Origin of the sequence: Brevundimonas vesicularis NBRC 12165 (genome assembly GCF_001592205.1) — a bacterium.
Taxonomy (GTDB): domain Bacteria; phylum Pseudomonadota; class Alphaproteobacteria; order Caulobacterales; family Caulobacteraceae; genus Brevundimonas; species Brevundimonas vesicularis.
Genome location: NZ_BCWM01000001.1, coordinates 73,415 through 92,128 on the forward strand (window position 1 = coordinate 73,415; position 18,714 = coordinate 92,128).

Annotated in this window: 19 protein-coding genes and 2 tRNA genes; 13 read left to right on the forward strand and 8 right to left on the reverse strand. The window is 65.8% G+C overall.

The features are described 5' to 3' along the window. Nucleotides 1-56 precede the first annotated feature (56 nt). The 9 genes from BVE01S_RS00355 to BVE01S_RS00395 all read left to right on the forward strand — a co-directional run bounded on the left by BVE01S_RS00355 (nt 57) and on the right by BVE01S_RS00395 (nt 5,219). Complete coding sequence (locus BVE01S_RS00355) at nt 57-500, forward strand: hypothetical protein (RefSeq protein WP_066623308.1); 444 nt, start codon at nt 57-59, stop codon at nt 498-500. Between the two features lie 12 nt (nt 501-512). Beyond that, entirely contained in the window at nt 513-707 is a 195-nt protein-coding gene (locus tag BVE01S_RS00360) for a hypothetical protein (RefSeq protein WP_017505218.1), read from the forward strand. A 63-nt stretch (nt 708-770) separates the two neighbouring features. Further along, nucleotides 771-1,631 (forward strand): AAA family ATPase, encoded by an 861-nt coding sequence (locus BVE01S_RS00365; RefSeq protein WP_017505219.1) that lies wholly within the window; start codon nt 771-773, stop codon nt 1,629-1,631. 73 nt (nt 1,632-1,704) lie between these two features. Next, nucleotides 1,705-2,508, forward strand: coding sequence for a methyltransferase type 11 (locus tag BVE01S_RS00370; protein WP_066551818.1), 804 nt, complete (start codon nt 1,705-1,707; stop codon nt 2,506-2,508). 94 nt (nt 2,509-2,602) lie between these two features. Continuing rightward, a complete protein-coding gene (locus BVE01S_RS00375; protein WP_088582949.1) occupies nt 2,603-3,244 on the forward strand; it encodes a YfbR-like 5'-deoxynucleotidase in 642 nt (213 codons plus the stop codon). A 4-nt stretch (nt 3,245-3,248) separates the two neighbouring features. Further along, on the forward strand, nt 3,249-4,181 hold the full coding sequence (locus tag BVE01S_RS00380; protein ID WP_066622868.1) for an NUDIX hydrolase: 933 nt from the start codon (nt 3,249-3,251) through the stop codon (nt 4,179-4,181). A gap of 87 nt (nt 4,182-4,268) precedes the next feature. Continuing rightward, nucleotides 4,269-4,358: transfer RNA gene (locus tag BVE01S_RS00385), tRNA-Ser, on the forward strand. Nucleotides 4,359-4,495: 137 nt separating this feature from the next. After that, nucleotides 4,496-4,571, forward strand: a tRNA-Thr gene (locus BVE01S_RS00390). A 21-nt stretch (nt 4,572-4,592) separates the two neighbouring features. Continuing rightward, nucleotides 4,593-5,219 carry a TetR/AcrR family transcriptional regulator gene (locus tag BVE01S_RS00395; RefSeq protein WP_066622870.1) on the forward strand — a complete coding sequence of 209 codons (627 nt, stop codon included), beginning with the start codon at nt 4,593-4,595 and terminating at the stop codon, nt 5,217-5,219. On the opposite strand, the gene BVE01S_RS00400 is transcribed toward BVE01S_RS00395, so the two are convergent. From BVE01S_RS00400 to BVE01S_RS00410, 3 genes are read right to left on the reverse strand one after another with little or no spacing between them, the layout of a single operon-like run. Then, nucleotides 5,216-5,980, reverse strand: coding sequence for a prepilin peptidase (locus BVE01S_RS00400; protein WP_066622872.1), 765 nt, complete (start codon nt 5,978-5,980; stop codon nt 5,216-5,218). The two genes, BVE01S_RS00395 and BVE01S_RS00400, sit on opposite strands and share 4 nt — an antisense overlap. A 33-nt stretch (nt 5,981-6,013) precedes the next feature. Next, nucleotides 6,014-7,882 carry a ferrous iron transporter B gene (gene feoB / locus BVE01S_RS00405; protein WP_066622874.1) on the reverse strand — a complete coding sequence of 623 codons (1,869 nt, stop codon included), beginning with the start codon at nt 7,880-7,882 and terminating at the stop codon, nt 6,014-6,016. Next, on the reverse strand, nt 7,882-8,148 hold the full coding sequence (locus BVE01S_RS00410) for a FeoA family protein (RefSeq protein ID WP_055754847.1): 267 nt from the start codon (nt 8,146-8,148) through the stop codon (nt 7,882-7,884). Before BVE01S_RS00410 ends, feoB begins: the two co-directional genes overlap by 1 nt. 151 nt (nt 8,149-8,299) lie before the next feature. On the opposite strand from BVE01S_RS00410, the gene BVE01S_RS00415 reads away from it, so the two are divergent. After that, complete coding sequence (locus BVE01S_RS00415) at nt 8,300-8,803, forward strand: c-type cytochrome (protein WP_066622877.1); 504 nt, start codon at nt 8,300-8,302, stop codon at nt 8,801-8,803. A gap of 4 nt (nt 8,804-8,807) precedes the next feature. Here BVE01S_RS00415 and BVE01S_RS00420 read toward each other — a convergent pair whose 3' ends face one another. The 4 genes from BVE01S_RS00420 to BVE01S_RS00435 all read right to left on the reverse strand — a co-directional run bounded on the left by BVE01S_RS00420 (nt 8,808) and on the right by BVE01S_RS00435 (nt 14,764). Then, a complete protein-coding gene (locus BVE01S_RS00420; RefSeq protein WP_066623310.1) occupies nt 8,808-12,014 on the reverse strand; it encodes an efflux RND transporter permease subunit in 3,207 nt (1,068 codons plus the stop codon). Further along, entirely contained in the window at nt 12,014-13,117 is a 1,104-nt protein-coding gene (locus BVE01S_RS00425) for an efflux RND transporter periplasmic adaptor subunit (protein ID WP_066622880.1), read from the reverse strand. Before BVE01S_RS00425 ends, BVE01S_RS00420 begins: the two co-directional genes overlap by 1 nt. A gap of 112 nt (nt 13,118-13,229) precedes the next feature. Continuing rightward, nucleotides 13,230-13,964, reverse strand: coding sequence for a hypothetical protein (locus tag BVE01S_RS00430; protein WP_240612081.1), 735 nt, complete (start codon nt 13,962-13,964; stop codon nt 13,230-13,232). Between the two features lie 35 nt (nt 13,965-13,999). After that, nucleotides 14,000-14,764, reverse strand: coding sequence for a class II aldolase/adducin family protein (locus tag BVE01S_RS00435; protein ID WP_055754843.1), 765 nt, complete (start codon nt 14,762-14,764; stop codon nt 14,000-14,002). A gap of 173 nt (nt 14,765-14,937) precedes the next feature. Between BVE01S_RS00435 and BVE01S_RS00440 the strand changes: the two genes are divergently transcribed. The 3 genes from BVE01S_RS00440 to BVE01S_RS00450 all read left to right on the forward strand — a co-directional run bounded on the left by BVE01S_RS00440 (nt 14,938) and on the right by BVE01S_RS00450 (nt 17,426). Further along, on the forward strand, nt 14,938-16,062 hold the full coding sequence (locus BVE01S_RS00440) for a DUF2336 domain-containing protein (protein ID WP_066622883.1): 1,125 nt from the start codon (nt 14,938-14,940) through the stop codon (nt 16,060-16,062). A 31-nt stretch (nt 16,063-16,093) separates the two neighbouring features. Next, nucleotides 16,094-16,888: an NAD kinase gene (locus BVE01S_RS00445; RefSeq protein WP_244878333.1), complete on the forward strand. Its 795-nt coding sequence runs from the start codon at nt 16,094-16,096 to the stop codon at nt 16,886-16,888. Between the two features lie 61 nt (nt 16,889-16,949). Continuing rightward, nucleotides 16,950-17,426, forward strand: a complete 477-nt coding sequence (locus tag BVE01S_RS00450; protein ID WP_055754927.1) for a hypothetical protein — start codon at nt 16,950-16,952, stop codon at nt 17,424-17,426. Nucleotides 17,427-17,545: 119 nt separating this feature from the next. Here BVE01S_RS00450 and spbR read toward each other — a convergent pair whose 3' ends face one another. Next, nucleotides 17,546-18,685, reverse strand: a complete 1,140-nt coding sequence (spbR, locus tag BVE01S_RS00455; protein WP_066622886.1) for a SpbR family protein — start codon at nt 18,683-18,685, stop codon at nt 17,546-17,548. Nucleotides 18,686-18,714 lie beyond the last annotated feature (29 nt).

Below are 18,714 nucleotides of genomic sequence, written 5' to 3' on the forward strand. Positions count from 1 at the left end.
ATCCGCTGGAACGCGTATCGTCGCCGTTGCGTTGGCTTGTCGAAGAGGAGACGACGATGCCGGACAACGACTATCAGGACGATCAGGAACAGTCTGAGACGTTCGACGAAACCCATCTGGACGACGAGGGCGACGGCGAATTTCTGCTGGATGAAGCCGACCAGGTGCTGGACGTGACCCAGGCCGAAGGCGACGCCGACGAAGAGGATTTCGACGAGGACGCCGAGGTCGATCTCGATGACCAGTTGGCCCTCGACGGCATCGAACGCGAAGCCGACGCCCTGTTGGGCGTCGATGGCGAAAACCGCGATCAGATCGACGCCGAAGGCGGGCCCCCGTCAGCACCAGATGAAGTCGAGCTCGTCTATTCGGGCCTGATGGAAAACGAACGCGGCGCACAGGCCAGCGCCGCCCACTGGGAGGCGAAACGGCTCTCGGATGACGACATCACGGATCTGGGATACGGCCCGGACGGCGATCAAGACGCTCCGGCTCGATAAGGAGAGAATGACATGACCGACGACAAAGCCCGTCACGACGCGTCGCCCGACGCCCCGCACGCCAAGCGCACGACCTCGCAGGACGGCGTGCCGGACCAGCTCGACAAGATCGACAAGTCCGACAGCCGCCAGGAAGCTCTGGTCGATGAAGGCCTGGAAGAGACCTTCCCCGCCAGTGATCCGGTCTCGGCCAAGCGCATCACCTGATCGCTGTTCACGACGCAGGCGATCCGCTAACCCACTTCGTGGAAACATGGAGTGGGTTTTTCTATGAGCCGTTTCGAAGGCACGGACCGTTATATCGCGACGAGCGACCTCAAGGTCGCGGTGAACGCCGCGGTCGCACTGGAGCGTCCCCTGCTGATCAAGGGCGAGCCCGGCACAGGCAAGACGGTCTTGGCCTATGAGATCGCCAAGGCCTTCGACGCGCCGCTGATCACCTGGCACGTCAAATCCACGACCAAGGCCCATAACGGACTTTATGAATATGACGCCGTCAGCCGACTGCGCGACAGCCAGTTGGGCGAGGAGCGCGTCCATGACGTGCGCAACTATCTGAAGAAGGGCAAGCTGTGGGAGGCCTTTACCGCCCCTGCCCGCCCCGTCCTGCTGATCGACGAGATCGACAAGGCCGACATCGAGTTCCCGAACGACCTGCTTCAGGAACTGGATCGGATGGAGTTCTACGTCCAGGAAACGGACGAGACGATCCGCGCCGAAGTGCGCCCCATCGTGATTATCACCTCCAATAATGAAAAAGAACTGCCCGACGCCTTCCTGCGCCGCTGTTTCTTCCACTTCATTCGCTTCCCCGACGCCGAGACCCTGTCGGCCATCGTCGATGTGCACTTCCCCGGCATCAAACCGCGCCTGGTGTCCGAGGCGCTGAAGACCTTCTACGAAATCCGCGATACGCCGGGCCTGAAGAAGAAGCCGTCGACATCAGAGCTTCTGGATTGGCTGAAGCTGTTGCTGGTCGAGGACATCGACGCAGAGACCCTGCGCGAGAAGACGCCGAACAAGCTGATCCCGCCGCTGCATGGCGCGCTGTTGAAGAACGAGCAGGACGTGCATCTGTTCGAACGCCTGGCGTTCCTGAACCGCCGCGAAGGCTCGCGCCCCGGCGGCTGACCCTGTGATTACCGCGATTTCACTGGATCGTGCGACCACAGCGCGCAGAATGGGAGCCAAGAGAGGTTCGACCATGCGTCATGTCCTGCTTTATCTAGCCCTCAGCGCCAGCCTGGCCGCCTGCGACGGCGACAACTCGGTCCGCATCACCACCACCTCCTCCAGCGACGATCAGGGCGCGGGCGTATTGAAGGTGATCGACGCCCTGCAATGCCCAGACAATCTTGGCGTCCTGACACGAAAGGGCCTGGCGGCGGCGGGCGGCGCGAACTGCGTCTATGGCGGCCCCAAGGGCGCCGACGTCGTGCTGCATCTGGTCAAGCTGGACGGGCGTTCCGTCGATGACGTCCTGCGGGACTTCGAAGCGCGCGCCAGCGCCGATCTGCCCCATACGGTCGCGCGCCTTGCTCCCGGGGCCGGAGATGCGCCGCCGCCTCCGCCATCGATCGAGGCAGGCGATACGACTTCCGTCCAGGCGCCTGGGGTCGACATCAAGACGCGCGGCGAGGACGCCTCGGTCCGCCTGCCCGGCCTGAAGATCGAGACCCAGGGCGATAACGCCAGCGTCCGTATCGGTGGCATCAACATCCAGTCCAAGGACGGACAAAACGTCCGCACCGAAACCTCGACGGTCAGCGTGGACGCCAACGACAACTCCACTCGCGTGCGCACCCGTGCGCCGGGCGCGGCGACGCGCATGACCTATATCCTGGCTGACGATCAGCCCGGCGATGCGGGCTGGCGCCAGGTCGGCTTCGAGGCGCGCGGCCCCAGCGGCGGCCCGATCGTCATCGCCGTGGTCAGGTCCAAGGATCGCCGAAACGACGGCATTTTCGACGACGCCAAGGAACTGGTTACGCTGAATGTCGGACGCTGACGCGGCGATTTCCTTCGCCGTCTGGTCCCTCCCGCTTGATCCCGGCGTGTCTTTGCGTCACCTGACCAGCCGACAAGCGATCAGGACACGCGATTTGGCCGAGCGCCCCAACAAGAAGAACGCCCCCCGCGCCTGGCAGCGCATGCTGTCCGGTCGTCGCCTGGACCTGCTGGACCCGTCGCCGTTCGACATCGAGATCGAGGACATCGCCCACGGGCTGGCTCGCGTCGCCCGCTGGAACGGTCAGACCATCGGCGAACACGCATTCTCGGTCGCCCAGCACTCGTGCGTGGTCGAAGAGATCGCCGCCCACATCAAGCCCGGCCTGGATCCGAAATGGCGTCTGGCGGCCCTGCTGCATGACGCCTCGGAATACGTCATCGGCGACATGATCTCGCCGTTCAAGGCGGCGCTCGGCGCCGGGTACAAGGACTTCGAGGCCAAGCTGGAAGCCGCGATCCACCTGCGCTACGGCCTGCCGCCCAAGACGCCGCAAACGATCAAGACCCTGATCAAGAAGGCCGACAAGGCCTGCGCCTTCTTCGAGGCGACTCAGTTGGCGGGTTTCACCGAAAAGGAATCTCTGGGCTTCTTCGGCAGCCCGCCCGAAGGCTACAGCCTGACGATCGAACCTCAACCCGCGCCGGTCGCCCAGGCCCGCTATCTGGAACGCTACCGCGTCCTGGCGGGAGCCGTCGGTCTGATCCCCGCCGACGACGCCTGGCACACGGAATAAAGCGATGACTCAGGGGGCGGAGGATGGCGTTCGCATCGGTCTGTCGGCGGTCGTGATGACCTTGAGAGACCGACAGGCCGTCGTCCTGACGACCCCGACCGAGGACGGTTCACGCGCCCTGCCCTTCGGGCCTTTCGATCCCGTGCGTGACCGCACCTTCGAACGCGCCCTGCGGGACTTCGTGACCGCCCAGACCGGGTTTCGGCTCGGCTTCGTTGAACAGCTCTACACCTTCGGCGACGCGGGCCGCGCCTCGCCGCGCGCCACCCCCGGTCCTGGCCGGCACAGAGAGGTCTCCGTCGGCTATCTGGCCCTGACGCCCGACGCCGCGGAAGGCCAGACCCACGACGCCCGCTGGGACGCCGTGTTCGAGTTCTTTCCCTGGGAAGACCGGCGCGGCGGCCAAGACACTCAGATCACGAAAGGCCTGCACGCCTGGGCCGATGGCGACGAGCACCGCCTGGCCCGCGCCCGCGCCCTGTTCGCCCTGACGGCCGATCACCGCTGGAACGAGGAGCGGGTCCTGGAGCGCTACGAACTCCTCTACGAGGCGCGTCTGGTCGCCGAGGCGTGGCGCGACGCCGACCTGTCACCCACACAGCCCATGCCGGGACGCATCATGTCCTCGGATCACCGGCGCATCCTGGCGACGGCGCTTGGCCGTCTGCGCAGCAAGCTGAAATACCGCCCGGTCCTGTTCGATCTGACTCCCGGCGTCTTCACCCTGTCTGAACTCCAGGCGGGCGCCGAGGCCGTGTCGGGCCTGAGCCTGCACAAGCAGAATTTCCGACGCGGCGTAGAGCGCACAGGGCTCGTCGAACCGACCGGACAGCTCTCCTCAACCACGGGCGGCCGACCCGCCGAACTGTTTCGATTCAAGGGCGTGGACGCCCAGACCGGCGCCGCGCCGGGCCTGTCCTTGCCCGCGCAAAGATAGCGTCGGATTTCTTTCACAGACGGGTTGCGAAGCGCTGCGGCTCCGACTAGAGAAGCCCCTCGCTCGACCAAGCGATATCGGCGCCGCGGAGAGGTGGCAGAGTGGTCGAATGTACCGCACTCGAAATGCGGCGTGCCTGGAAGGGTACCGTGGGTTCGAATCCCACCCTCTCCGCCATCGGCCCTACGACACAGTGACATTATGATCTAGCTGACGTCGGGGGCGTTGAATTGGCGCGTTTTGTCCGTTTGCAGCGCAGCATCGTCTTGCGTCGCGGCCAAGGCCTAGACATAAGAGCGAAACCGCAAATGCGGGCCGGCTTAGCTCAGTTGGTAGAGCGCCAGTTTTGTAAACTGGATGTCGCGGGTTCGATTCCTGCAGCCGGCACCACGCCTTTCGACCATCGGGGACATGGCCGACACAACCAACAAGCTGGGCCACAAGATCGGTGCGCGAGGCGGCAGAACCCGCCAGGCGATCCTCGACGCGACCCAACGCCTGTTGAACGAGCGGCATTACGGTGAAATTCGCGTCGCCGATCTGGCCTCGGCCGCTGGTGTATCGCCTTCCAACTTCTACACCTATTTCAAGACGGTCGAAGAACCTGTTCTGGCGTTGTGCGAGGTCGCCGCAGCGGATTTTCAGGGGCTGGCGGCGCATTTCCAGGCCGACTGGCCGGGCGACAAGGCCTTCGTCATCGCGCGCGCCTTCATTCTGGATGTGATGGCCATCTGGCGCAGCCACGGTCAGGTGCTGCGTGTCGAACATATGCTGGCCGACAATGGCGACGCCGCCTTCGTCGAAAGCCGGGTGCGCCGTTTGCGCCGGCTGCACCTGTCCATCGAACGTCGCGTGGCCCAAGCCCACGCCAGCGGCCTGCATACCAAGGACTATAGTCCGCGGCTGGCCTCGTATCAGATCGCCTCGATCGCCGAATCGACGGCGGCCAGTTTCGATCTTCTGCGACGGGCCGATACGCCCGAAGCCATTCTGGATACGGCGGCCATTATTATCGTCAAGCTGACGACCGGACGTTAGAGGCCCAACTGCCCATACAGCCAGGTCATCCAGATCCCGACGGCCAGGAAGACGCCGAAAGGCAGCTTCTCTGATCCGCTGACGCTGCGCCGGACCACCAGAATGCCGAAGACCACGCTGAGCCCGACCGCGCAGGCCCACAGCAGCACGCTGGGCAGGCCCATCCAGCCAACCCAGGCCCCTGCCCCCGCGAACAGGAAGGGGTCGCCTCCCCCCAGTCCCTGACGCTTTCGGACGAGTTGGTAGAGCCAACCGACCAGCCACAGACCACAAAACCCGACAGCCGCACCGATCAGATGGGAAAAACCGAGGCCCCAATCCAGAATCAGGGCGACCGTAACCCCTGTCGAGATCAAGGGCAGCGTCAGACTATCCGGCAGCCAGAAGTGTTCGCCGTCGACGATGGCGATCAGCAACAACTGCCAACCCAGAACGGCTGTGGCGGCGATCATGAATGTCGAGGCGCCGCCTGTCGCGCCCCACAGGCCGGCCCAGATGCCGATACCGGCCGACGCCAGTTCGATCAGGGGATAACGCGGCGAAATTCGGGTGTGGCATCGCGCACACCGAGCGCGCAAGCCAAGCCAGCTAAAGACCGGCACAAGCTCCCAAGGGCGTAGTATTTGATCGCAGCCCCGGCACCGCGAGCGCGCGAAGACGACGTCCTCGTCGCGCGGCAGGCGAACGCTGACGGCGGCGATGAAGCTGCCGACGATCATGCCCAGCCCGCCCATGACGGCGGCGGCGAGTACAGGATTCATCAAGACGTCCCGAAGGCGGCGAACCGCTCAGGCTTAACCGCCTCCGAGCGCCACCGCCACATGATAGGTCACCAGCGACGCCAGATAGGCCAGACCGAACATGTAGCCGATCATGATCCAGGTCCACTTCAGTGAGTTGGTCTCGCGCCGCACGACGCCCAAGGTCGCCACGCACTGGGGCGCAAAGATGTACCAGGCCAGGAAGGACAAGGCCGTCGCCAACGACCAGTGCGACGCCAGGGTCGACGCCAGAAGGCCCGTCGCATTTTCGGCGTCAGCGATGGCGTAGGTCGTGCCCAGCGCCGCCACCGCGACCTCACGCGCCGCCATGCCGGGGATCAGGGCGATGACCATCTGCCAGTTGAAGCCGATAGGGGCGAATATCGGCTCAAGCGCCCGGCCGATCATGCCCGCGAACGAATAGTCGATGGCCGGCAAGGTCGCATTCTCGGGCGGATAGGGGAAGGTCGAGAGCACCCACAAGATGATTACCAATGGCAGGATGATGCGGCCCGCCCGGTTCAGGAAGATCTTAGCCCGGAGCCACAGGTTGAAGCCCACGCTGCGCAGGTCCGGCGTCTTGTAGGCCGGAAGCTCCATCATAAAGGGCTCGACCGCGCCGCGCCAGAACACCTTGCGGATCAGCAGGGACACGATCAGGGCGCTGACGATGCCGGCCGCGTAGAGGCCGAACATCACAAGGCCTTGCAGGTTGGCGAAGCCCCAGACCGTCTCGTTCGGAATGAAGGCGGCGATGATCAGCGTATAGACCGGGATGCGCGCCGAGCAGGTCATCAGGGGGGCGACCAGGATGGTGGTCAGGCGGTCACGCCGGGAATCAATCACCCGCGCCGCCATGACGCCGGGAATGGCGCAGGCGAAGCTGGACAGCAGCGGAATGAAGGCCCGGCCGTGCAGCCCCGCCCCGCCCATGATCTTGTCCATCAGGAAGGCCGCGCGGGCCATATAGCCGAAATCTTCCAGCGCGATGATGAACAGGAACAGGATCAAAATCTGCGGCAGGAACACCAGCACACTGCCGACGCCGGAAATGATCCCGTCAACGATCAGGCTTTGCAGCAGACCGTCGGGCAGGACGTTGGCGACCAAGCCGCCCAACCAGGCGATGCCGGCCTCGATCCCGTCCATTACGGGCGCGGCCCAGCTGAACACGGCCTGGAACATCACGAACAGCAGGGCGAACAGGATCAGCAGCCCGCCGACCGGATGCAGCAGCACCGAGTCGATTTTGCCGGTAAGGGTGTCGGGCCGTTCAGGCGGCCGGACACAGGCCTTCATGATCCGCTCGGCTTCGCGGGCGGCGGCTCGTAGCTCGGCGGAGTCCGGACTGCGCCATTGGCTTTCGGTCACGGCCGCGACAGCGGCCTGGTCCTCGATGGCGGCGACCAGATCGTCGATGCCGCGCTTGCGCGTGGCCACGGTGGTGATGATCGGCACGCCCAGTTCGGCGCGCAATCGCTCCAAATCGATGCGCAGGCCCTGGCGCTGGGCGATGTCGTACATGTTCAACGCCAGAACCATCGGCCGTCCCACGGCCTTCAGCTCCAGAATCAGGCGCAGGACCAGGCGCAGATTGGTGGCGTCGGCGACGCAGACCACCACGTCGGGCGGCGTCTCGCCGGCCAATCGCCCCAGGACGGCGTCGCGCGTGACCTCCTCGTCCGGGCTGCGCGCGCGCAGGGAATAGGTGCCGGGCAGGTCCAGCACCGACATCGTGCGGCCCGAGGCGGCGCGGATCAGGCCTTCCTTGCGCTCCACCGTCACGCCGGCGTAGTTGGCGACCTTCTGGTGAGCCCCGGTCAGGGCGTTGAACAGAGCCGTCTTGCCGCTGTTGGGATTGCCGACCAGCGCGACGCGAGCCGTCTTCAGCGCAATGTCCATCAGGCGGCGCCCAGCCGGATCGACAGGCTTTCCGCCTCGTGACGACGCAGGGCCACGCGCATGTCGTCCACCTTCATGGCGATCGGGTCGCGTCCGAACAGACCTTCATGCAGCAGTTCGATCTGCGCGCCTTCGACGAAGCCCAGTTCCAGCAGACGGCGTTCCAACTCGACCGCCTCGCCCTGATGGTGACAATGGGCGCCCACCTGAACGATGACGCCGCGATCGCCGCGTCGGGCCTGGCTCAACTTTATGGTGTCGGTCAATTCTACGCTCGCACGGGCGAGGCCGCTCCCCAACGGCTCCGCGTTTCTTTGACACTGATTATCAGGTGCGAGGGGCCTACGTCCAGCAGGACAGCTTGACCAATTGCCGCGCCGATGCGTTGCGCTATCACAAGGCAAACAGGAAGCCGCCATGCCCCGCCACGCCCTCGTCGCCCCCCTTCTTCTGGCCCCTCTTTTGGCGTTGGCCGCCTGTGGTCAGGGCGAACCGTCCACAACTACGCCTGCCGCGCCGGTTCACGTGCTGACGGATGCGGAAAAGGCGACGCTTCTGGCCTCCCTGCCCGCCCCCTACAATGCGGGCGATCTCGAGAACGGGCGCCGGGCGTTTGCGCGCTGTCGCGCCTGCCACACCATCGGTGAAGGCGGCCCGGACATGGCGGGGCCAAACCTGTACGGTGTGTTCGGCCGCAAGGCGGGAGACCGTCCGCGCTATAACTATTCCAACGCTATGCGCACGGCGAACTTCACCTGGGACGCCGAGAAGCTGGACCACTGGCTTGAAAACCCGCGCACCTTCCTGCCCGGCAACAAGATGACCTTCCCCGGTCTGCCCGACGCCGCGGATCGCCGCGACGTCATCGCCTTCCTGAAGGTGGAGACGGGCTACAAGCCGGAGGCGGCGCCCGCCGCCTGATCCGTCAGACCTCGGGCAGTTCCTTGGGGCCGCCTTCGCGCAGTTCCTGAGCCTCCCACTCCTCGATCTTGCGGGCGGTCCATTCCGGCGACTTGGTGAAGCGCGCCAGGACACCATAGATCACCGGCACCACGAACAGGGTCAGGACGGTGGCGAAGATGGCGCCGGTGAAGATCACTACGCCGATCGTCTGACGGCTGCCGGCGCCTGCGCCTTGCCACAGCACCAGCGGCAGGGCGCCAAAGGCGGTTGCGATCGAGGTCATGATGATCGGACGCAGACGCAAGGACGACGACTCAATGATCGCCTCCCTGATCGAGCGCCCCTGGTCGCGCAGCTGATTGGCGAACTCGACGATCAGAATGCCGTTCTTGGCCGCCACGCCGATCAGAATGATCAGGCCGATCTGGCTGTAGATGTTCAGGCTGGAGCCCGCCATCAGCAGGCCGAAAAGCCCGCCCGCCGCCGCCAGCGGCACCGTTAACATGATGACCGCAGGCGTGATCCAGCTCTCGAACTGGGCCGCCAGAACCAGGAAGACCAGCAACAGCGCCAAACCGAAGGCTGCGAACACCGCCCCGCCCGCTTCCTGCTGATCGCGCGCCGCCCCACCCCACTGGGTGACGACGGCGCCTTGCGGCTGCTTGGCCGCCTCGGCGTTCAGGAACTGAATCGCGTCGTCGATCGTGGTGCCGGGATTGAGGTCGGCCTGCAGGGAGATCGCGCGCTGCCGATCCAGACGGCGACGGTCCGGCGTGTCCCCGCTGGTCTTGGTCGTGACCACGGCCGACAGCGGCACGAGTTGGCCGCCCCCGGTTGCAACATACAGGGCTTCCAGGTCGGCGACCTCGCGACGATTGTCGCGCTCGGTCTGCAGGATGACATCGTATTCCTGACCACCCTTGATGTAGGTCGTGGCGCGGCGAGAGCCAAACATTGTCTCCAGCGTGCGGCCGATCGACTGGGAGGAAACGCCCAGCGCGGCGGCTTTCTGCGGATCGACATCGACCAGCAGACGCGGCGAGTTCGGCTCATAGTTCAGGCGTGGACGCGAGAAGCCAGGATTGGCTTGGGCTGCGGCCAGCATCGGCTGGAGCCAGGCGTAGATCTGCTGGTAGTCGCTGCCGGTCGCGATCAGTTCGATGGAGTTGGAGTTGCCGCCGCCGCGCTGGAAGGCGCCGGGGGTCGAGGCGTTGACCTGGGCGCCCGTCTGGCCGCGCAGCTTGCCATTCAGTTCCTGAGCGATCTCGGCCGCCGAGCGGTCGCGCTTGGACCAGTCGGCGAGCGTGAGGACGGCGTTGCCGGAGTTGAAGCTGCCGCCGCCGAAGCCGGGCGCGGACACCAGATAGCTGTCGGCCTCGCCGCTCGTCTTGTATTCAGCCAGCAGAGGCTCCAGCCCCAGCATGATCTTGCGGGTATAGTCGAAGCCCGCGCCCTCGGGCCCGGCGACGCGCACCGTGACCCGGCCGCGATCCTCGTCCGGCACCAATTCGTTAGGCAGGGTCAGGAAGATGCCGCCCGCCCCTGCGGCGACGAGCAGGATCAGGGCGCCGACGCCGATCACGGCGATGCGACGGCCCAACAGCATCTCCAGCGACCGGCCATAGGACGACTTCAGCCGGTCCATACCCCAGTCGACCTTGCGCGCCACCCAGCCGCCGCCATGAGCAGGGCGCAGGATCTTGGACGCCAGCATCGGCGACAGACTGAGCGCCAGGAAGGCGGAGAAGGCCACGGCCGCCGCGATCGCTGCGGCCAGTTCGACGAACAGACGTCCGACATAGCCCGGCAGGAACAGCAGCGGCGCAAACACTGACAGCAGGACGATGGTGGTGGCCACGACCGCGAAGAAGACCTGGCGCGCGCCGCGTTCGGCGGCGACCAGAGGCGGCTCGCCCAGATCCAGACGGCGCTGGATGTTCTCGACCACCACGATGGCGTCATCGACCACGAGGCCGATCGCCAGAACCAGGGCCAGCAAAGTCAACAGGTTCAGCGAGAAGCCTAGCGGGGCCAAGACGATGAAGGTCGCCAGCAGACAGATCGGCGCCACGATGGAGGGGATCAGCGCGGCTCGCAGGCTGCCAAGGAAGATGAAGTTCACCAGGGCCACCAGGGCCATGGAGATGCCGATGGTGATCCAGACCTCGTCGATCGCGTGCGAAGTGAAGACCGAGTTGTCGGATCCGACCTCGATGGTCACGCCCGGCGGCAGTGTCGGCCGGATTTCCTCGATCATCTTGTGGACGCCGTCCGAGATGGCGAGGTCGTTGGATTGCGCCTGACGGGTCACGGCCAGGCCGATCTGATCCATGCCGTTGCCGCGGAACAGACGCCGGTCTTCTTCCGGCGCCTCCTCGACGCGGGCGATGTCGCCAAGGCGCGTCACATAAGTCGGCTGCCCCTGGATGATGGCTGAAGAGCCGCTGCCTGTCCCCGTGGCGACTGTCGCTGAGGCCGAGGCTGAGCCTCGCGTCCCGATGGGCAACTGGCGGAAGTCTTCCGGCAGGGCGTAGGTGCGCGCCACGCGGACGGTGTAGTCCTTGTCCGTCGATTCCAGCGAGCCGGCGGGCAGTTCGACGTTCTGGTTCGTCAGGGCCGTCTCGACGTCGTTGACCGTCAGGCCCCGCGCCGCCATGGCAGCGGAATCCAGCCAGATGCGCATCGAATAGCGCTGCTCGCCATATATGTTGACCTGGGCCACGCCGGGCACCGTCGCCATCCGGTCGATCAGATAGCGGTCAGCGTAATCGGTCAGCTGCAGCCGGTTCATGCTGGTCGAGCGCAGGAAGACGATGATGATCGGCTGGCTGTCGGAATCGGCCTTGGCCACCTCAGGCGGGTCGGCCTGGTCCGGCAGGCGGCCGACCACGCGGCTGACGCGGTCGCGTACGTCGTTGGCGGCGTCGTCGATGTTGCGGTCCAGCGAGAACTCGATGTTCACGTTGGAGCGTCCGTCGCGGCTAGTCGAGTTGATGCGTTCGACGCCCTGGATGCCGGCGATCTGCTGCTCCACCGGCTCGGTGATGCGGCTTTCGATCACCTCGGCCGAGGCGCCGGCGTAGCTGGTGTTGACCGACACGATCGGCGGATCGACGTCGGGCAGTTCACGCACGGGCAGGAAGAAGAAGGCCGCCGCGCCGATGACGCACAGCACGGTGGCCGCGACGGCCGCGAAGACAGGCCGCCGGACCGAAACGTCGGACAGCATCATTTGGCGGCGCCCGACTTGCGACCCTGGCCGCCCACGCTGACCGGCGCGCCCGGCTGAATACGGTTCAGGCCCGACCCGACGATGCGGTCGCCCGCCTCGATACCGGACAGGATTTCAACAAAGCCGTTCTCGACGGCCCCGGTTTCGACCTCGACCCGCTGGGCGGTGGAGCCGTTCTGGCCGGGCGCGATGCGATAGACGAAGGCGCCGGCGCCTTCATATTGCACGGCCGACTCGGGCACGGCGGCGCTCTGACGCTGGCCCTGCTGGACCGCCACACGCATCAGCATGCCGGGACGGATCCGACCGCCGGGGTTGGGGAACTCCGCGCGCGCGGTTGCGGCGCGGGTCGTTTCGTTGACGCGCGTGTCGATCAGGGCGATCCGCCCAGTGAACGGCTCGTCGCCATAGGCGTCTGCCGTCGCCGTCAGCTGGGCGCCGGGACGCAGCAGGTTCAGATAGCGCTCAGGCAGGGGGAAATCGACGCGGATCGTCGAGGTGTCGTCCAGCGTCGTGATCACCGCGCCCGGGTTGATCAACGTGCCGGGCGTCACCGTCGTCAGACCGACGCGCCCGGAGAACGGCGCCCGGATTACCCGATCGCCGCGACGCGCTTGGGCCGCCTGCAACGACGCCCGCGCGGTTTCCAACCCGGTCTCGGCCTGTTCCAGCATGACCTGGGGCGCGACGCCCCGGTCGGCCAGGGCCTTGTAGCGATCGTATTCACGCTGGGCCTGATTCACGTTGGCGCGAGCCTCGATAATGGCGGCGTCTTCTTCACGCGCTTGGAGTTCGACCAGTGGCGCGCCAGCCGAGACGTACTGGCCGTCCGCGAACAGGACGCGGGTGATCAGTTCGGTGGTCGAAGAGGTGACGTTCACCGACCGCTCGCCGCGCGCCACGCCCAAAACGCGAATCTGATCCGAGAAGGGTCGCTGCGCCACGACGGCCTCGGACACCTGCTGCGCCCCGCGTCCGCGCCCCGCGCCCGGCCCTGCCGCCTTCTTTTCGTCTCCAGCGGAGACTTTGACGATGGCGGCGACGACCATCAGGGCAAGCAGGACGGCGGCGGCGACGAGGAAGAAGTGACGTTTGATCACGCGGGGGTCTCTCGGTCAGGGGGACGCCGCATGCATTACCGGGTAATGAAGTGCGCGCAATGTTACGTATCAGTAACGTGCCGGATCACATTTTCCGTCGAGGAAATCTTGCCTAAAATCGTCTCCAAATCGAAAGAACGGGCCCGCTGCTGATGGGGATCTCCTGGCCTGCGACGGTTTGTCTCCATCCGGCCTGCAAGCTCCAGGCGCCGAAATCACGCACCACCGAGGCTTCCAAGGACAGCCAGCGCGCGCCGCCGTCGGCCGCGCCGCCGAACGCCTGGCCCAGCATCATCCAATCCTCGCCGATCCGGGCGCCCGCCGTGGCGTCGATGCGGGTTTCATCCGGCAAGCCGTCCCGCAGACGGCGTGCGGCCTGAAGCTCGACAAATGCGCCGTCCATTCCCCAGCGCTCGCCCATCTCGCCAAGGGATCGGCCGACCGAAACTCGCGCCTCCCAATCGTGATCGCCTACGCCCGGCGCGGCATAGCCGGCGTTGCGCCCCTCCCCGGCTTGGGTATAGCCGCCGTAAAGGCTGACGGCGTTCAGGTCGTCGCGCCAGACCTGCCAAGTCGCACCGATTTCGATTGGGCCGCGTCCGCTGTAGTCGACGAAGGCGTCCTCGCCGTCCTGCCAGTCCGCCTTGAGCTGCAGCGTCAGCCGATCCGACACGCCGTATTCGGCGAACAGACCCAAGGTCGCGTCGCGCCGCTGGCCGCGCAGATCACGCTCCTCGCCACCAGCGTCGAAACCTGTGTCGGCGCTCAGCCGCTCATATTTGACGATGGCTTGGCCCTTGCCTTTCGGCTGGGTCCAGGCGCCGGCGACGACTTCAGCCGGCGTCAATGCCGCGAGGACCAGCGCCCCGGCGACGACGGGAACTAGGCGTCGTAGCCCGGCGACTTGCGATCCAGTTGTCGCAGAGCGCCCGGCCAGGCCAGCGACGAGATGAACCCAATGCCGCGCCCCTGCTCCTTGGTCTCGGCCTGCGCTTCGTCCGGCGCCAGCAAGATGTGCTCGCGCCCGCCAGACAACGCCGCAACCTGCTGCGCGCAGGCCCTCTCCAGAAAGAAGATGCCGATCCATGCCTGAGCCGCCGTTTCCCCGACCGCCAGCGTGCCGTGGTTTCGCAGCAGCATCAGCGGTTTGTCCCCCAGGTCGGCGACCAGACGTTCGCGTTCGTCATGGTTCAGGGCCAACCCTTCGTACCCATGATACGCAACCTGATGCTGCAGTAAACACGCGTTCTGACTGACGGGGAGCAAACCCTCGGCCTGAGCGGCGACGCCCACGCCGTTCACTGTATGCAGATGGATGACGAACTTGGCGTCTTCGCGCGCGGCGTGGACGGCCGAGTGGATCGTGAAGCCCGCCGGATTGATGAAATAGGGCGTGTCCTGGACGATGTTCCCCTCCAGATCGACCTTCACTAGCGAAGAGGCCGTGATCTCGTCGAAGTAAAAGCCGTAGGGATTGATCAGGAAATGATGCTCCGGCCCGGGCACGCGCGCCGAGATATGGGTGAAGATCATGTCGTCCCAACCGTTCAAGGCGACCAGCCGATAGAGGGCCGCCAGCTCCACACGGACCTGCCATTCGGCTTCGGACACGCGCGACTTGATCGAGGGACTGGTTCCGTCCGCCATGATTTCCTCCTGCCTCTGGATGGGCTTTTACAAACCGTCACCCCGCGCGGTCGCGTCGTCAAGCCGACAAGGCCGCCGTTGACGTGACGTCACTCCCCGCAGCGGCCTTGCTTAACCCGGTCTTCATCACGCAAGCATATGGTTAAGCATCGTCGCCGGTTCGGGGAGCCGCCTTGTCTGTCGTTCAACTGGAGCCGCCCCGCGACGCCTGGGACGACCGGACTGTGTCTGAGCTTCTGGCGCTGGCCAGCAGCCGTTCGGCCGACGACCGTCAGCGCCTGCTGCTGAAGGTCACCTCGTTGTGTGAATCCGATCCGCCGCCGCCCAAGGTCGCGCCGCTGCTCAGCGACATCTTCCTCGCTCTGACAGCCCAGGCCGAGCGGGATATTCGACTGGCCCTGTCCGAACGGATCGCGGGCGTCGACTGGGCGCCGCCTGCGCTGGTCAACATGCTGGCGCTGGATGAGATCGAGATCGCCCGCCCGGTCATCACCTCCAGCCCGCTTCTTCAAAACGCCGACTTGATACGCCTGCTGATCGAGGCGACGCTGGAGCATCAAATCGCCGTCGCCCGGCGCCCGCAGCTGGCGCGGCCGGTCGTGGACACGATCGTCGATCGCGCCGAACCCGTCACCATGACGGCGCTGGCGTCCAACCGTACGGCCGACATTGGCGAAGACGCCATGCGCAAGCTGGTCGATCATTCGCGCCGCATCGCGGGCCTACGGGCGCCGTTGACGCGTCACCCCAGGCTGAACGAACAACTGGCTCAGCAGCTTTATCAATGGGTCGGCCAGGCTCTGCGTCAGTCGATCGGCGAACGCTTCCGCATCGACGACGCCCAGTTGAATGCGGCGGTTCAGGACGCGGCGGCGAAGGCTGCCGGCAGCCCGGAATGGCGCGCCATGTCCGCCCGGATGACCGAGGATCGCGTACGCATCGACGCGGAACGACGACTGGTGGAAAAACTTCAAGCCGCCGGCCAGCTGCGCCCCGGTCTGCTGGTCCGCGCGCTACGAGAACAGCGTTTCGAACTGTTCGAACAAACCCTGGCGGCCCTGGGCGGCTTCAGCGAGGCTCAGGTGCATCACGCCATCCGCGCGCCGACCGCCGAGCCGCTTTACCTGGCCTGCATCGCTGTGGGCGTGGATAAGGCTGTCTTCGCCTCCCTTCTGGTCGAGGTGCGCAAGCTTTCGGGCGGAATGCCTGCCGACGGCGGCTGGAAGGCGACGCCGATGAGCGCGCACGCCGCCTCTCGCGCCTTCCATCAGATGATGCACAGGCCCGCGACCGTTTGACTCTGCGCCCCTGCTCGGGCCACGTCGCCAAGTGACTCAGTCAAGCTCCTCTCCCCTGCCGTCGTCGCCCCGATTGGCCTTCGTCGCCAGCGACCGGCCCGAAGCCCAGGCGGCGCGCAAGGCCTTGATCGCCCGCTATGGCGCCGTGCCCGAAGACGAGGCCGATGTGATCGTGGCCTTGGGCGGCGACGGGCAGATGCTGGAAACCCTGCACGGCAACCTGCGCCAGCGCACGCCCGTGTATGGAATGAACCGCGGCTCCGTCGGCTTTCTGATGAACGACTACGACGAGAACGGTCTGCTGGAGCGGATCGCGTCGGCCGAAAAGACCGTCATCCACCCGCTGCAGATGGATGCCTGGACCGAAAGCGGCGAGGTCCACACCGGCTTGGCCATCAACGAGGTGTCGCTGCTGCGCCAGACGCGCCAGTCGGCCAAGCTGCGCATCACCGTCGATGAGCGCGTGCGGCTGGAAGAACTGTCCTGCGACGGCTGCCTCGTCGCGACGCCTGCGGGATCGACCGCCTATAACCTGTCGGCGCACGGCCCGATCATCCCATTGGACGCCCGCATCCTGGCCCTGACGCCGATCAGCGCCTTCCGACCTCGTCGCTGGCGCGGCGCGCTGTTGTCGCACGGCGCCAAGGTGCGGTTCGAGGTTCTGGAGGCCGACAAACGCCCGGTCTCGGCGACCGCCGACAACTTCGAGGTCCGCCGTGTCGCCCGCGTCGAGGTGCGCGAGCGTCGTGACGTCACCCTGACCATGCTCTTCGATGCGGGCCGGTCGTTCGACGAACGCGTGATGGCCGAACAGTTCGCCAACTGATCGGTCACGGCTTCTTAAGCCCGCTACCGTATCTTGGCGTGAACGTCCTATGGAGCCCGCCATGAGCAATCCGGCGCAGATCACCCCTCCGACCAACTCGCTGCGGCTCAAGGTCGGCGGCGGCTTCGGCATCAACGCCGACGCCATCGCTCGTGCAGAGGAGGCGCTGAAAGCCATGTCGGCCCAGTTCGGCCAGTGGCTGAACGACGAGATCGTCAAGCTGGACAAGGCGCAGGCCGACATCCGTGAGCAGGGCTACACCCCCGTCACCGCAGAGGCTCTATATTTCCGCGCTCATGATCTGAAGGGCTTGGGCACGACCTATGAATATCCGCTGGTGACGCGCATCGCTGGTTCGCTGTGCAAGATGCTGGACGACGCTGATCGCCGCATGACCGCGCCCATCGCCATTCTGGACGCCCACATCGACGCTATCCGCGCCGTGGTCCGCGACCAGATCAAGACCGACGAACATCCGACCGGCCGCGCCCTGGCCGAGACCCTGGAAGCGCGCGTCGCAGATCACCTCGCAGGCTGAAGTCCCTCCAGCCGTTTGCGAAAGGTCCGTCGTCTCCGGCGGGCCTTTTTCTTTGAGCCTGATCGGTCGAAACAAATCGCTTCGCGATCTCGTCGATGCCGTGAATCAGGCTCTCAGGATCAGGCCGCGTTGGCGGCGGTCAGGCTGAGCGACGGCGACTGATCCAGCCGCTCCATCAGATAGGCCAGATCGTCGCGCAGTACGGCCGGACGCTGGGTCAGGAACCGCTCCAGCATCTGATCGCGGAAATAGGCGCTCGACGTATCGATCCCCTCCGCCGCCAGCGCACGCCAGGTGTCGACGCCCGCGCGGAAGGCCTGGAACAGGCGCGGCGGCAAACCCGCGCGGTCATAGATGGCCTTCAGCCCCAGCGGACCGGCGTCATGCACCATCAGCCAGGCGCGGTGATGGGGCGTGTTGGCCAGTTCGGCCAACCCATATTCGAACATCGCCATCTGACCCCGCGCCAGTCCGCGCAGCAGCAGCGATGCGTTCAGGACGCGACGGGCGTTCAACTGGGCCATGAAAGCCGCAAGATCGGTGCTGACGCTGGCCTGATCGACCAGATCGACCGTCATCCGCTCACGAGAGTATTGGGCCAGACGGATCGCCGTTTCCGGAGCCACAGCGTGATGGCTGATCAGATGTTCGCGCACCGCCTCGCTGGCGAGTTGGATCAACCGTTCGGTCACATGCAGCGGCAGGACCTGGCGATAGGCTACGGCGGTCAGGACTTCAGCCGCTTCGGTGAAACGATCCACGACGGTCGCCAGCGCGCCTTCGGACAGGTCGGCGTTGTCGTTCGCCGCCAAGGTGCGAACCGACTGCTCGCAGCCTTCGGCCGCGAGCACCGTCGCGACATCGCGCGACACCCGCGCCCGCCCCGCCACGGCGACCTGACGCACGACCGATCCGGCGCGCACGATCTCGATCAGATCCTCGTCGCTGAACGCCGGCGACGAGGCGATGATCGGCAGGGCGATGCTGTCCAGATCGCCGGCCAGTTTGCGCGCCACGTCATTGGGAATCAGATCGGACGCCTTCAGCGTCACGGCCATAGCGCGACGCACCAGTTCGGCGGCGTCATTGGCCAGCAGACGCAGGATTTTCTGCGCCGCCGCCCGGTCGTCCTCATTCAGTTCCGCGCGCTCCATGTTGCGGCACAGCTTGTGCGCCGCTTCGGCCCGCTCATCGTCGTCCGTCGCCTTGATCAGGCGTCGAATGTCCACTTCTGTCAGGCGGGCGCGGAAGGCGGTCATGGACGGCTCGTGATGGAATCGGACGTTGA

Coding starts and splice junctions, on each gene's coding strand:
- BVE01S_RS00355 (WP_066623308.1), top strand. CDS start 57: ATGCCGGACAACGACTATCAGGACGATCAGGAACAGTCTGAGACGTTC.
- BVE01S_RS00360 (WP_017505218.1), top strand. CDS start 513: ATGACCGACGACAAAGCCCGTCACGACGCGTCGCCCGACGCCCCGCAC.
- BVE01S_RS00365 (WP_017505219.1), top strand. CDS start 771: ATGAGCCGTTTCGAAGGCACGGACCGTTATATCGCGACGAGCGACCTC.
- BVE01S_RS00370 (WP_066551818.1), top strand. CDS start 1,705: ATGCGTCATGTCCTGCTTTATCTAGCCCTCAGCGCCAGCCTGGCCGCC.
- BVE01S_RS00380 (WP_066622868.1), top strand. CDS start 3,249: ATGACTCAGGGGGCGGAGGATGGCGTTCGCATCGGTCTGTCGGCGGTC.
- BVE01S_RS00395 (WP_066622870.1), top strand. CDS start 4,593: ATGGCCGACACAACCAACAAGCTGGGCCACAAGATCGGTGCGCGAGGC.
- BVE01S_RS00400 (WP_066622872.1), bottom strand. CDS start 5,980: ATGAATCCTGTACTCGCCGCCGCCGTCATGGGCGGGCTGGGCATGATC.
- feoB (WP_066622874.1), bottom strand. CDS start 7,882: ATGGACATTGCGCTGAAGACGGCTCGCGTCGCGCTGGTCGGCAATCCC.
- BVE01S_RS00415 (WP_066622877.1), top strand. CDS start 8,300: ATGCCCCGCCACGCCCTCGTCGCCCCCCTTCTTCTGGCCCCTCTTTTG.
- BVE01S_RS00420 (WP_066623310.1), bottom strand. CDS start 12,014: ATGCTGTCCGACGTTTCGGTCCGGCGGCCTGTCTTCGCGGCCGTCGCG.
- BVE01S_RS00435 (WP_055754843.1), bottom strand. CDS start 14,764: ATGGCGGACGGAACCAGTCCCTCGATCAAGTCGCGCGTGTCCGAAGCC.
- BVE01S_RS00450 (WP_055754927.1), top strand. CDS start 16,950: ATGAGCAATCCGGCGCAGATCACCCCTCCGACCAACTCGCTGCGGCTC.
- spbR (WP_066622886.1), bottom strand. CDS start 18,685: ATGACCGCCTTCCGCGCCCGCCTGACAGAAGTGGACATTCGACGCCTG.